The organism is Candidatus Paceibacterota bacterium, assembly GCA_016782605.1.
GTDB lineage: Bacteria > Patescibacteriota > Minisyncoccia > Minisyncoccales > RBG-13-42-11 > BS750m-G71.
Map to the genome: position 1 here is coordinate 1 of JADHYE010000001.1, position 13461 is coordinate 13461.

14 protein-coding genes and 1 tRNA gene are annotated in these 13461 nt (G+C 39.6%); 3 read left to right on the plus strand and 12 right to left on the minus strand.

Annotation, left to right across the window (positions count from 1 at the left end; translation table 11 throughout):
- From ISS83_00005 to ISS83_00025, 5 genes are all read right to left on the minus strand, one after another.
- A partial coding sequence (locus ISS83_00005) for a site-specific DNA-methyltransferase (protein MBL7142044.1) occupies positions 1 to 793 on the minus strand: 793 nt, incomplete at its 3' end.
- A gap of 129 nt (positions 794 to 922) precedes the next feature.
- A complete protein-coding gene (locus ISS83_00010) occupies positions 923 to 1525 on the minus strand; it encodes a phosphoribosylglycinamide formyltransferase (protein ID MBL7142045.1) in 603 nt (200 codons plus the stop codon).
- A 6-nt stretch (positions 1526 to 1531) separates the two neighbouring features.
- Complete coding sequence (locus ISS83_00015) at positions 1532 to 1825, minus strand: hypothetical protein (GenBank protein MBL7142046.1); 294 nt, start codon at positions 1823 to 1825, stop codon at positions 1532 to 1534.
- A gap of 214 nt (positions 1826 to 2039) precedes the next feature.
- Positions 2040 to 2768, minus strand: coding sequence for a hypothetical protein (locus ISS83_00020; GenBank protein ID MBL7142047.1), 729 nt, complete (start codon positions 2766 to 2768; stop codon positions 2040 to 2042).
- A gap of 320 nt (positions 2769 to 3088) precedes the next feature.
- Entirely contained in the window at positions 3089 to 3838 is a 750-nt protein-coding gene (locus ISS83_00025) for a slipin family protein (GenBank protein ID MBL7142048.1), read from the minus strand.
- 479 nt (positions 3839 to 4317) lie between these two features.
- Here ISS83_00025 and ISS83_00030 point away from each other — a divergent pair, with 479 nt between their 5' ends.
- Positions 4318 to 4494 carry a hypothetical protein gene (locus tag ISS83_00030; protein ID MBL7142049.1) on the plus strand — a complete coding sequence of 59 codons (177 nt, stop codon included), beginning with the start codon at positions 4318 to 4320 and terminating at the stop codon, positions 4492 to 4494.
- Positions 4495 to 4533: 39 nt separating this feature from the next.
- On the opposite strand, the gene ISS83_00035 is transcribed toward ISS83_00030, so the two are convergent.
- From ISS83_00035 to ISS83_00055, 5 genes are all read right to left on the minus strand, one after another.
- The gene (locus ISS83_00035) at positions 4534 to 5100 is read right to left on the minus strand and encodes a stage II sporulation protein M (protein MBL7142050.1); all 567 of its coding nucleotides are present in this window, start codon (positions 5098 to 5100) and stop codon (positions 4534 to 4536) included.
- A 10-nt stretch (positions 5101 to 5110) separates the two neighbouring features.
- Complete coding sequence (locus ISS83_00040; protein MBL7142051.1) at positions 5111 to 5416, minus strand: GIY-YIG nuclease family protein; 306 nt, start codon at positions 5414 to 5416, stop codon at positions 5111 to 5113.
- A gap of 2 nt (positions 5417 to 5418) precedes the next feature.
- Positions 5419 to 5742 carry an acylphosphatase gene (locus tag ISS83_00045; protein ID MBL7142052.1) on the minus strand — a complete coding sequence of 108 codons (324 nt, stop codon included), beginning with the start codon at positions 5740 to 5742 and terminating at the stop codon, positions 5419 to 5421.
- A gap of 205 nt (positions 5743 to 5947) precedes the next feature.
- Positions 5948 to 6021, minus strand: a tRNA-Val gene (locus ISS83_00050).
- 120 nt (positions 6022 to 6141) lie between these two features.
- On the minus strand, positions 6142 to 7875 hold the full coding sequence (locus ISS83_00055; protein MBL7142053.1) for a DUF11 domain-containing protein: 1734 nt from the start codon (positions 7873 to 7875) through the stop codon (positions 6142 to 6144).
- Between the two features lie 691 nt (positions 7876 to 8566).
- On the opposite strand from ISS83_00055, the gene ISS83_00060 reads away from it, so the two are divergent.
- Positions 8567 to 8779, plus strand: a complete 213-nt coding sequence (locus ISS83_00060) for a hypothetical protein (GenBank protein ID MBL7142054.1) — start codon at positions 8567 to 8569, stop codon at positions 8777 to 8779.
- A 48-nt stretch (positions 8780 to 8827) separates the two neighbouring features.
- Here ISS83_00060 and ISS83_00065 read toward each other — a convergent pair whose 3' ends face one another.
- Positions 8828 to 9457: a sortase gene (locus tag ISS83_00065; protein ID MBL7142055.1), complete on the minus strand. Its 630-nt coding sequence runs from the start codon at positions 9455 to 9457 to the stop codon at positions 8828 to 8830.
- Between the two features lie 77 nt (positions 9458 to 9534).
- Positions 9535 to 10563 carry a hypothetical protein gene (locus tag ISS83_00070; GenBank protein MBL7142056.1) on the minus strand — a complete coding sequence of 343 codons (1029 nt, stop codon included), beginning with the start codon at positions 10561 to 10563 and terminating at the stop codon, positions 9535 to 9537.
- Between the two features lie 62 nt (positions 10564 to 10625).
- On the opposite strand from ISS83_00070, the gene ISS83_00075 reads away from it, so the two are divergent.
- Positions 10626 to 12743: a hypothetical protein gene (locus ISS83_00075; protein MBL7142057.1), complete on the plus strand. Its 2118-nt coding sequence runs from the start codon at positions 10626 to 10628 to the stop codon at positions 12741 to 12743.
- The last annotated feature ends 718 nt before the right edge of the window (positions 12744 to 13461 follow it).

Genomic DNA, 13461 nt, shown 5'->3' on the forward strand with positions numbered 1-13461 from the left:
AATATTTTTTTTCACCATTTTGATAAAAAAAGTGTAAACGATAGTATCCTTTTTCATCTTTCTTCGAAAAATCTTTTTGAGTACTTTCTGCATAAGGCTCTCTGGCTGAATTTATATTATTTTTAAATTCATCGGTTTTCCCATACCAAAAAATAATATCGTGCTTTCTGGGAAAAAATCTTGTTGTGCTTGTTCCACCTTTATAGCTCCAGATTATTTCGTTAATAAAATTATCGTACCCGAAAATTTTATCCATTTCAGTTTTAATATAATGGCTCGCGTGCCAGTCGCAGTGGACATAAATTGAACCAGTTTTTTTCAAAACCCGGCGCATTTCCCAAAGCCGAGCATTGAACCAAACTAAATATGAATCAATTCCTCCTTCCCAAATATCGTAAAATGAACGAACTTCGTTAGTGTCACCCCAGATGACATTATAATTTCTGCCCGAAAAAAATGGCGGGTCAATATAAATCAAGTCAATTGATTCGCTCGGCAAAGTGCGCAAAACCTCCAAATTGTCGCCCAAAATTAACTGGCTTACCGGTTTATCGGACGCATTGAAAATAACCGTGTCGCCATGATTTCTCGGATGTAACCGGGGTAAATGAATCCACGGAAAAATATGGTCGTAGCCCTTATTATCTTTCCAACCCATTGGCGGATGCGTAGGATCCGGCAAATTACTGGTCTTTCGCCTTATTTTATCAGCCGCGGACAAAACCTTTTTCTGTTGCGGCAAAACCTGCTCCGTGGACTCCTTTTGAATTTTTTGTAAATCTTTATAATCCATATTTTAATCCTCGTCTTTTAAATTTTGGGGGCCCATGCCCCGTAGTCACTGAGCCTGCTGAAGTGTACTACTGGGGTTTTTAAATTAATTTTTCGCGGGGACGGCAGGTTTTTGGCAGGGATTTTAGTTTCATGTCTTTATTTTTAATTTTTCCAGGGCGTATAATTTTATTGCCTCTGGATAAATCTCCTGTTCTGCTTTCTGCACTCTTTTCCTTAAAGTATTGATACTATCATCTTTATAAACCGGAACGGCTTTTTGCATTATTATTGGGCCGGCATCTTTACCCTCATCTATAAAGAATAATGTGCAACCGGAAATTTTACACCCGTAATCCAATACAGCTTTATGGACGCTTCTATCAAGGCCAGGAAAAGAAGGCAACAGGGAAGGATGGACATTCATTATTTTATTTTTATATCTTTTTACAAACCAACTACTAAATAATCTCATATAACCGATTAATACTATCAGTTGAACATTGTATTTATCTAATTTTTCAGCAATTTTCTTATCATAATCAGTTCTTTCCATCTCCCTGAGACCAAGATAATAATGTTCTATTTTATAATGTTTTGCTTTTTCCAAAATTCCCGAATCTTTTTTATCAGAAATTATTACAGCTATCCTTGCCAGGCCTTTTAATTTTCCTTTTTTAATGCTTTTAACAATAGCCGGTAAATCACTTCCATTTGTCGAGCCCACTACCCCAATTTCTAATATTTTTTTCATAATTTTTCACTTAAACAACTTTCTCTGTCTAAAGCTTTTGGCGGTTTCGATGGCGATTTTCTTTCCAAGTTTGGTCAAAGAAAATGAGGTTTTGGGACCGCCGGTGATTAATTTTCTTTTTCTTAGAGTTCGAAGCTGACGATCAAGTTTAAGGGAATCTGGCCATTGAGGATATTTTGAAAAACTAAAGGTCTCAGGAAAAAGAGTAAAACATTCTTTAATTAATCTTTCAAAATTACACTTTTCTTTGTTAGAAGTTACAGAATATATAGCAAAGAGAATTTGGTCAGTTTTTTTCATTTTCCTTTCCCAGTAGTAGAACGCTTCGCGTTCACTACGGGACTTCGCTTTCACTTTACCCCTTCAACAGACTCAGGACAAGCCTCCATTTTTACCCTTCAGCAAGCTTACTTCGATTTACTCAGTACAAGCAGGATAAACCAAAATTCAAATAAAAAGTGGTGCCCATCCTTTCGAATAAACACCACGACCAATGAACCTTATGGGCTTGATTTCAAGAAGCTTTGAATGCAACGACCAAGTCCAGGGATTGGCCCTGCTCGAGGTGTTGCCCTGCCGGCGTATCGAACATCCTTTTATCTTCCAGGATCGGTTCGACACAGAAATATTTTTCCGGCGCGTCAGTCCAAAAGACCAGGTGAGAACTCTCTTCGAAATTATCGAGCAAAGACATCTCCACCTTTCTTCCCGGCATCAGGATGTTTATCTTTGTGTCTTTAATCAGAATCATCCTGGCCTCACTGGAAAAGCCTGAATAGGTTTCACCGGCCATTTCCACCTTAACTTTGCTTGCGTCGTTGCAGACGAAATACGGATGGAATCCCGGCAATATCGGAGCAAGATGATTAATACCATCTCTCATTCGTTTGATTCTCAGCCGTATACTCATAATACCACTGCCTGCGACACTCACCGTGGTTTCATATTCCATTGACCAGGGATAATCAATATCTCCGAGACGGTTAAAGGAAAGAGTCAGCGAATTTCCAATATAATTGTGTCCCAGGGCCTCCAGGTTTCGCAGATGACCATGCTTATCGTGGGGCCCTCTCACAGATTGGCCGAACCACGGCGCGCAGATAGGACAACCGCCCCTCGGTTTATCGCCAACCATTTGCCAGGGGTAAAAAATATCTTCATTCCCCACTTTGAAACTCGTTACTGTCCCGCCTAAACTGGAAATGAGTACTTCTGCATTTTCATTTACAATCCTATATAACACCTTTTGCCTCCTTTGCTTATTTAATTTTTGTCCTAAAAAAAGAATAACATAAAAATTGTATTTTGTCAAATAAAAACACCAAATTTTGGATGCTTTTTATTCTTTAACCCTCCTGGCGCTATGGGCCTGAGTCGCATCGAAGGGTTAGAACCTGTTTTGGAAACAAAAAACCAGCGAATTCGCTGATTTCTTGTCCTCAGTTTGATTATTTTTGTTTGTTTCTTTTTCCGCTTACCCGGGTATGCTCAAGACGAGTGGCTAATCCCCATCTCCGCTCTTTACGCTGGATATCTCTTTTAAGAGGTTTTTTCATCTAACAACTATTTTTTTTCATCTTTGCCGAATTTTTCAAAAGCCCTTAATATTTCCAAAGGTACGGCAAAGATAATCGTATTTGATTGGTCGGAGCTAACGTCGTTAATAGACTGAAGAGTTCTTAAATGAAGAGCGCCTGTGGCTCCAGACAAAGTAGTAGCTGCTTTTGCCATATTGGCAGAGGCAATTACTTCTCCTTCAGCTTTAATAATGATTGCTCTTTTCTCTCTTTCAGCTTCAGCTTGTTTGCCGATAACTCTTTTCATTTCTTCTGGCAAAGTAATGTCTTTTAATTCAACATTAATCACTTCAATTCCCCAAGGATCAGAAGCTTTATCAATTACAGCTCGTATGTTTTCTGAAACACGGTCTCTAGCAGAAAGAAGCTCATCCAAATCAACCTGTCCGACAGCATTTCTCATGGTTGTCTGGGCTAATTGAGAAATAGCGTAAAAGAAATTCTCCACTTCCAAGATAGATTTGTCAGCTTCCCTGATTTTGTAATATATAACAGCATTAACGCTGACAGAAATATTGTCTTTAGTTATTGCTTCCTGGTTTGGCACGTCTACTGCCTTCACCCTCAAATCAACCTTTTTGTAAAACTGGATTATCGGCCAGACCAGTCTCCATCCAGGATCCATTAGGCCAGAATACCTACCGAAAGTAAATCTCAATCCCCTTTCATACTGGGTGATCTGCTTGATTGAAATTATAATAAGGAACAAAACTGTAAATAAAATTGTGTACGTCATATTATTTAAACGGTTAATGATTATATCTTTCTTAATCTTAACAGCATCCGAATAGTTTGTCCAATTTTAAAGGGAAGGTGGCAAAACCACTCTCCCCCTTTAAATCAATGAACACTTCTACGATTATTCTCTTTCTTATTGGATCCTTTCCCGTTTTTCTTTGGTTTCTTTTGCTTGATCCATATTCTCTTTATCCGCAATCATACCTCCTTAAAAATAAGACTACTATTTCTAAAATTAAAAGTCAAATCCTTGACATTATCTATGGATGGCATATAATGATTACCAGACGATAAGTCGAGCTTGCTTAAGCGAGTCTTTAACCACCGAATTTCCATAATGGAAATGAGGGGAGAAAAGAGGACAAAATCCTCTTTGATCTAAAAATTTAAAGTAGTAGTTAAGTACAGCGGCTTAAAGTTTCAAGGTCGCTATATAAGTTTAGAACGTTGGAATTTTAAAAGAAATTCCTAAAAAAAATGGCATTTGATTCAGATAGAGGATTCAAACCCCGAGAAATGGTAAAGGGCGATTGGAAATGCTCAGACTGCGGGGTCGAAATCACTGAACTTCCCTTTGAACCGGCTGCGGACAGACCTATTTACTGCCGCGAATGCTGGTCAAAGAAAAGACCAAGAGGAGATTTCAACAAATAATCCAAAAACAAAAATCCCGGGGATCCCCCGGGTTTTTTGTTAGACCAGCCTGCTGGTAATAAAAACCTCAATAAGAGCGGCTAAAACCAAAAAAGGAAAGATAACTTTTAAAAAGAAAATTAAAGCAAGATTCAATTCTTTTTTAATGCTCCCCTGCTTCTTGATAATCTTGTCAAAAACAACCTGGCCTAACCGATAGCCGACAGCTGAAGCTAAAATTAAAGCCGGCACTTCAATAACGCCGTGAGGCAAAGTAGCCAGAAAGAAAACAGACCAGGAAAGCATTGTCTTGGCAAAAAAAGCAACCACCCCGATAAGAGCTGCGTTGGAAAACAAAACTAAAAAAGGAAAAATACCGAAGACCAAACCGAAAACAATAACCAAAAATAAAATAAGAGAATTGTTCAAAAGAATGAATAAGAACTGGCCAAAAGCTGTCATTTCAGCCACCGGCTCCACCATTTCCATAATTTTCTTTAAAAGCACATCAGCGTCAGCAGGAGAACTTTGAGCTGAAAAGAATCCGACAAAAACAAAGAAAACAAAAAGCAAACTGAATATAATAATGTATTTTTTAAGAGAAACAATGTATTCTTTCAAAGGCATACCCTGTATATCAACTTCCAGTGCCAAACGTCTTTTTTTGACGTTGGTCCTGAATTAATCTTAACCCCAGAAACCTTAGCCCCTGAGTTGTTTTTAAATAATTTTCTCGACGTTTGGCATCTTCTGAATTTAAACAGCCTTCAAAATAGATTAGTTTGAATGGTAGCCGAAATTTGGTAGCAAAAGAAAGTCCTTTTTTGTGTTCTTCTATTCTCCTTTTCAAGTTATTGGTATATCCTATATATCTTTTATTATCTTTCAGGCTTTCAAGTACATAGGTATAGAAGAACACACTGGAAGTTGTATTACGGGGCATAATTAAATATCGTACCTTATTTCAAACCCCTTGAACTCATCCTGATAATTATCCCAAACTACGCTAAAATCGTCAATTTTAGCCCAAATCGGGCCTTTTCTGGCCCAGTTTACCATCTTATCAACGTTCTCCCTGCCCCCCTCAAAAACGCCTTCTACCCGGCTGTCCCTAAGGTTTTTTATCCATCCTGAAACCCCCAGCTTTTCAGCTTTCTTCTTGCAGCTTTCGCGAAAAAGAACGCCTTGCACTCTGCCATAAACAAAAACATGGGCGCGGATTTTCTCGTCCTTTTTCACTTTTTCTTTTTTCTCCCTTAAGAAAAACATCCTATTTTACAAAGTTAGGAAAAACCTCAGTCAAACTGTAAAAGATGGCCAAGGCAATCAATGCAAAAGCTAATATAAATTCAAATTTCATAGTGGGCAATGCAGGATTTGAATCCCGCACAACACTTCGCTTTGCTCAGTGTATACGGGACATGCCTGTTTTCAAAAACTTAGCTCTAATTTACCCCGTTTAAATTTTGGACTGTGGACGGCATAGGACTCGAACCTACAACCTTCCCGATGTGACCGGGACGCTCTAACCAATTGAGCTAACCGTCCAAAATTTGTTCGGGGCCACTGAGCTAATTGCCCGATTAATATATATTATCATCTTTGAATAAAAAATGAAGACCCCAAACTAAAAGAGAGCGAATATCGCTCTCTTTTAGGGTCTTAATGTTATATTTTTTGATTAAAGAATTCTTTGGCTTTAATCTTAGCTATCTTGAACTGAAGATTTTTCTTTGATTTGTAAACATCATAGTAATTCTTCCTTCTGTCCAGCCACTCTTCAAACCTGACGATTCTTGATCTGAAAAGCCAGATAAGCAATAAAGTAGCTAACAAAGGCAGTAAGAATGAATCCAAGAAAAGATTGTTAGTCAAACCGGTAGAAACTTCAGTGGCTGCTCCAGCTACTGCTCCCCTTGAAACAACAACTTTAGCTGTGTCTGATTTTGAGTAAGAAGCGCTGGTAGCCAAGGCAGTGTTGGTTAACTGTGTCTGGCCGAAAGTAAAGCTTGCAGCTGAAGCAACATCTGCTCTGAAAGTGATTGTCTTTTGCTGACCGGCTGATAAAGTACCGATGTTCAAGCCGTTAAGAATGTCTCCTGAAGTTGAAATATTATCAACCTTCAATTCGCCGCGGAAAATCAATCCGCTTGGCAAAGTGTCTTTAACGTTTACGTTATAAAGAGTGGAATTTCCAGCTCTGACCACTATGCCAACAGTAAGCACTTCTCCCGGGTCAGCATAAATCAAATCTGAATAAGCTGTACCTTTAGAAAGATTTCTTAATGTCTTTTCAACTGAAAAGTCAGTATATGTTTGGCCTTCAGTGTTAACAGTAACAGAATCAGAAGTTGAACCTCCAGAACCAGTACAAGTAATTGTATAAGTTCTTGAGTAAGATATGCTGCCGGTTGTTTCTGTGCCTGAAGTAGATTTTGTTCCTGTCCAAGCATTGGAAGCAGAACATGAGCTTGCATTAGATGAGGTCCAAGACAAGGTAGCTGAATTGTTATAAGGAATGGTTACTGTTCCATCGTAGCCATTGGCTTTAATGTCAACTGTAGGATAACTGTAAGATCCAGTGTTTACTGTTACAGAATCAGAAGTTGAACCTCCAGAACCAGTACAAGTAATTGTATAAGTTCTTGAGTAGGTCAATGTGCCGGTTGTTTCTGTGCCTGAAGTAGATTTTGTTCCTGTCCAAGCATTGGAAGCAGAACATGAGCTTGCGTTAGATGAGGTCCAAGACAAGGTAGCTGAATTGTTATAAGGAATGGTTACTGTTCCATCGTAGCCATTGGCTTTAATGTCAACTGTAGGCATAGCAGTAGAACAACCGCTTAAAGTTGCTTCAAATGTAACATAACCCTGGTAAGACCATCCGCCTTGTATATTTCCAAGGTTAACTTCTACGCTTCTGTAATGCTGAGTGATAGAAAGAATGGTTGGGTTGCTGGTTGTTTGGTTAGGATACCATTTAGCAGTAGAATCAAAGGTTAATTTCTGAGCAGTGCTGACATTAACTGTTCCTGTATCGGAAATATAGTCAGCGTCATAAGCCCACAAATATCCAGTAGTAACAATGTTAGTAGTATCATAGTCAGGATAGTCTATTCTGATTTTAGTGTTGTTGGCTACGCTTCCTTCAATGCAGTTTCTGTAATACACCTGAAAAGCGATTCTGTCTCCACAACCAGCTGAAACCGGATCCTGCCAACTTGTGCTTTGAGTTCTGTTTTTTACAACCAAGAGCTCTAAGTCTCCTGCATCACAGTTGAATTCAGGACAAGCAGGACAAGTTATGGCGTTGACTTCAGCAACTAATCCAAAACCAAAAGCGACTAATGCGGTTAATATTAGAACGATATTTAACTTTGACTTGAATATGTTTGTGTAAGTCATATTATTTATTTAATTATTTATTTATATATATCCTCCCTATCCGATAAAAACTTTTTCAAATTTTCATTGGATAAAGAGGATTGATGCACAATGAAGCTATGTTTCTCATTATACATCAATACCTCTTTGTTGTCAAGCGTGAAGCGTTTGCTTTTAGTTTGGTCTCGGACTGGGTCCTGGAGTTGGACTGGGTTCTGGAGTTGGACTGGGTTCTGGTGGAGGTGGTGGGGGCACAGGTACAGGATTAGGACATGGTGGAGTTGGTGACGGTACGGGCTGCGGACAAGGACATCTCACACATCCACACCATGTGGGACATGGACAAACCATGCATCCACATGATCTACCGCAAGTACTTACTCCAAAGTAAGCAGTTGCGGTCGCCTCTCGACAGTTGTCATATTGGGACCTCACCTTCACCCAATGCCGTCCGTGCGGATACATAGCAGTTGAAGCATGCAGGCTAAAAGAGAAATATCCATTAGAGTCTGTATGTCCAAAACCGGCATATTTGCCATCCACATCTACAAAGAATACTGGATCTTTATAGACAGGAGTGGAATCTTCACAGATATAACCCACTCTGCCCAGTACAGTAAACATTTGCCCTTGGCAAACAGAGCTGGGCTCCACCCTCACATCTTGTAGGGTGGTCCTGCAATTAGTGCAGACATGTGTCTGCACTAGCGGTGTGGACTCCACCATTACTGGTGGCTGTGGCGTTGGAGTTGTCGGTTGTGCTGCTGGCGTTGGAGTTGTCGGTTGTGCTGCTGGTGGCGGTGTTGCCGGCGGAACTGGCGCCTGTTGCGTCCAAGAAAAACAATTAGAACAGCAAATCGCGACCACGCCCAGTATTATCAAAAGACAAATCGCGACTCCGCCAATAATCGTAGTAGTATTATGATTCTCATTCATTCAATCTTCCCCCTTATATATTTTTTCAAACAGCTTATTACTTGACAATTTCAGCCTCCACAGCGATTCTCCTTAAATCTCTGCCCGGAGGCCAACAACTGATTAATATTAACATATTTTCATCATTTGTCAAGCCCTCTTGAGAAAGTTCCTCCCCTCTCTCCAAAAATACTTTGCGATTAACAATATACACATATTTCCTGTTATTAAAAAAAACAATTATTTCATCGCCCTCAACCAATTCATTCAAACGGCTGAAAACCCCGTCATATTTTATCTTCGGCCAGCCAACTGGCGCTGAATGCCCCAAGACTATGGTTTGGCCCGATTCCCCTGGTAAAACAGAGTCAGGGAATAAAACTACGCCAGTATTTAAAGCTTGCTGCATATCTGTCTGCTCTGCACTCTGGCTGGATACCAAAGGCGCAAAAATCTCAATCTTTGGAATTTCCACAGAATTCTCTTTTTCGTAATACTCTCCTTGATCTTCCAAAACAACAATATTAGAAGCATCATTCTGAATAACTTTCTCTGTATTAAAAGTATCTGAAAATAAACTAGAAATTACCCGATAATTAAAAACCCAGGAGATATTGCTCCAGTTAAAAATCAACAGCATCAATAAAAATAAGAAAGCAAAAGCTTTCCAAAGTTTTTTAATCTCCATACCAGGTAGTAGAAATTCGACAAATTATTATTTTTTTTACTGCCGCGGCAGTGGTCGAATTTTCACTACCTGGCATATTAGTTAATCCTGAAGTTTTGGGCAATCAGCTGAATAATTATCATCTTGTCCAAGAAAAGCAAAACAAGCCACAAAGCAGTAAATCCGGCTCCTTTCAGAATAATATCTTTGTATTGAATTTCAAATTTGCGATAAACAAATAAATCGCAAAGAAAAGTAATTAATAAGGCAAGAATAATTAAAATCAAAGAACCGTAAATGATCTTCTGAATCCAGTCGTAATAATCGCTTGTAATGAACTGAAACAGGAAGAAAGAAGGGCTTTTCTCAACTACTGCTGTCCCAGAAACAACAGCTAATTCTGAAGGCGTAGCTTCCTCTGCTAATTCTTCAGCAGGTTCTACAACCGGCTTCTCTACTGTTTCTTCCCGACCAGCGACAACCGGAGTTTCAGGAATTAATTGTTCTTCAATAACCTTGGTTTCTGGTTGCGGAGTTTGCACCGTTGCTAAAGTTGCCTGCTTTGTGCCGAAAAACTGCACAACTAAAGTAGTCTGGCCTCCCTGAAAATTGCCCCGCAAAACAGCAATGCCCATTTCCTTGTAATTGGGATTCAAGATATTCTTTGCGTGGCCGGGAGAATTCATCCAAGCTTGGTGAACCTGGCCTGACTCATAAAAACCAACAGCTAAGTTTTCTCCGGCTGACTTGTAATTGTAGCCGGCCAAACTCACCCAATGCCAAGGAGTAACTCCAGTCGGACTGTAATGGGCAAAATAACCTTTGTCCAACATATCTTTTGCTTTCAAAAAAGCAGCATTATCTAAAACAGCGTTTTCAGTCACAGGCGTCAAACCAGAAGACTGCCTAGCATTGTTGGTCATCTGTATCAAGCTGCTCTTGGTGATATCAGCGAAGAAAACGGTTCCCGGAAAACTGAGTATAAAAGGAATAATGAGCAACTTCAAAACCAGCAAACCAATGCCGTAGTACAATAAAGCTTTGCTGCTCAAAAACCTGGGCCTGTATCTGTTGTCGCCGCAGGGAAGGCACAACTTCTTAAATTTTCCGAAAAAACCCTTAATCATTGGCCTTATTGTACCAAGAAAATTGGAAAAAGTCAACTCCTGTTTAAATTTAATAGAGAAAAATGTATAATGCGAATATGCAGGTTTTTGAATTCCATTTCAATCCTAAAAAACAAAACAAAACCGGGACAGGAAAGGACGATTTTATTTTTGACAGTTTCTGTTTTGAACCGAGCAACGTCTATGAAAAAAGAATGGGCAGTTTGTATTTAGCCGGGCTTTTGAAAAACGTCCTGCCTCAGAATTTAAAATTCTTGGATAATCTGGCAAAAAAAATAAAAGAGAAATACTATAAAGCTGTTTCCGGCTCACAAGAAAAATCGCTCAAAGACACTTTAAAAACAGCCAACGAACACCTGGAAAAAATCGCCAAAGCAGGAGACGTCAGCTGGCTGGGCAATTTAAGCTTTGCCGTAGTCTCTTTAAAAGACTATGATTTGAATTTCACCAAGGTTGGCGACTTTAAAACCTTCCTTCTCAGAAAAAACAACATAGTTGATATTGACCAGAAGATACGGTTCGACGACATCGAGCCTTATCCTTTGAAAATATTCGGCAATATCGTTTCCGGGAAACTGGCAGAAAACGACATAATCGTAATCCTGAGCAAAGAGATGGCTGACGCTTTCTTAAAAGAAAATCTTTTAAGCAAAATAGCAGCTATTTTCCCCTTCAGCCAAAGAAAGCTCAAAGAGGCCTTAAACGAAAAAAAAGAGCAATTAACCAAAACTTCCGGCCTCTGCCTGCTGATCGCCCTGACCAAACAAACAAGCTCAAAAGAAAAAGAAATGATGGCTGGAAAGAAAAGCTTCAAAATGTTTTCTCTGGTCAAAGAGGTCTCCGTCCTCTTTTCCCGCTTCGCTTCCATAGGAAACTCAGCTAAAGAAGTTTTTAATCGCCGAGCTTTTATTCGTAAAAGCGAAGGCAAAGAAGAGATTTATCTCTTCGCTCCCCTGCTCAAACTGGTCAAAAAAGCAAAGCTTCCAAAGCCTTCCTTCAGAATAAAAATACCTTTCAGAAAACCGCAGATAAAAATAGCAAAACTTAAATTATCTCTGCCGAAAATAAAAGTGCCGAATTTCAGCAAAAAAATAATCCTGATTTTAGCCTTAATCGCCTTCCTGGCTTTGGGCTTCTTCATTTTCCAAAATGAAGAAGAAAATGACATCCAAGAATACCAAAAACAGCTCAACCAGATTCAAGAAAAAATACACCAGGCAGAATCGTATCTGATTATCGCTGATTTCAATCCGCAGGCCAAAGAAAACGCCAATAACATATATAAAGAGATCTGGGACGAGCTTTCCTCCCTGGAAAATATTTCATTGAATTTGCCCAAAACTGTCGCCAGCCAAGTCCAAGTTTTAAGAAACACGGTTTCAGAAGATCTTTCTAAGTTGAACAATTTCGTACAAATACCAAAGCCAGAAGAAGTTTTTAAGTTTGAAGCGAAAACATTCATTCCCCAGAAAATGATTTCATTTAACAATGAAATATATTGTTTCAGCTCTTTATCGAAAAACATACTTAAAATAAACCAGGAAAACAAAGACGAAATCCTGCAAATCAACGAGAAAATAAAATCAGCAACCCTGCTCTCAGATTCAATACTTTTTTTCTCAAAACCGAACAAACTAATTAATCTGAAAAACAGCCAATTCAGCGAAGCAATATTCCTTAAAGAGCCTTCAAATGACTTTGACTTTAACGCTTTGTCCTCTTTTCGCTCAAGCCTTTACTTTCTGGAAACCAAAAGCAATTCGATTATAAGGTACCCTTTCTCCCAAGATCTAAGCTGGGGGAATCCTGAAGCCTGGATTTCTCCGGAAACAAAAACTGCTGTTGAGTTCAAATCAATAGCAGTTGACGGTTCTGTTTGGATTTTAACGAAGGAAAACACGATTGAAAGGTACTACAACGGCAAACTGCAAGAGACGATAAATATACAAACTTTTCCTTTCGTAAAAAACCTTTCAAAAATATTCACTTCCAACCAGCTCCAATATTTATATATCCTGGAGCCGGAGCAAAAAAGAATAATCATCTTAAATAAATCAGGACAAACAATCAGACAATACCAAAGCGACAAATTCGACAATCTCTTGGACTTTTCAATTTCCCAAGACGGAAAAACAATCTGGCTTTTAAATGGCTTAACGCTTTATAAACTAAATCTCTAAAAGAAAAAGGGTGGCCGGAAAAAGACACCAGCCACCCTAAATAGATTCACAGGTGTTGACTAGAGTTAGCCATTTTTAAGCCAATGGCTATATGGACGACCGTCGAGAGCGATGAACGCTCTTCAAGTTGCGCGTAGATGCGACAACAGTAACGGCGCCGACATAGACGATCTGGCTATTACTTCGGAAATACCATCAAATGTAATGCAATTACCAGAACAGGCTATAACTTCATGGCTTAAACTCTCACGGAAAAACATACCCGCGACAAATGCGCAGTCAACCGAAACATCAGGGTGAAGCAGCCCGTGGCTTGTTGTTGTAGTAAGGCCGGGGCTGAACATTGGTGAATTGTCATGCATGGCAGAAGCCAGGTAGAGGGCAACAAAATCGGCAGAAACGTTATCTGAATTCGCCGTAAGTCCTTGCTGCCCAATGGATACTCCTCCTTGCGTCATAGGCCGGAACACTGCAGCTCCCAGGGAGTCGGCTGTCGAACCGAATTGTATATAGTTTATGGAGCCGGAAAGCAAAACACCAGCGAGGTTCCTGCTTGACATATTTGATACCGACGGTGTGTAAGCGGAACCCAGGCCGTCAACAGGAATAGTGGCTACTGTCGGCCCACCATAGTCAGTTGGAACCATTTCGGGCGCGGCCGCTACCAGCCTTGGAGCAGCCATCGTCACGCATATGACGAAAACCAGAACAAGAATGC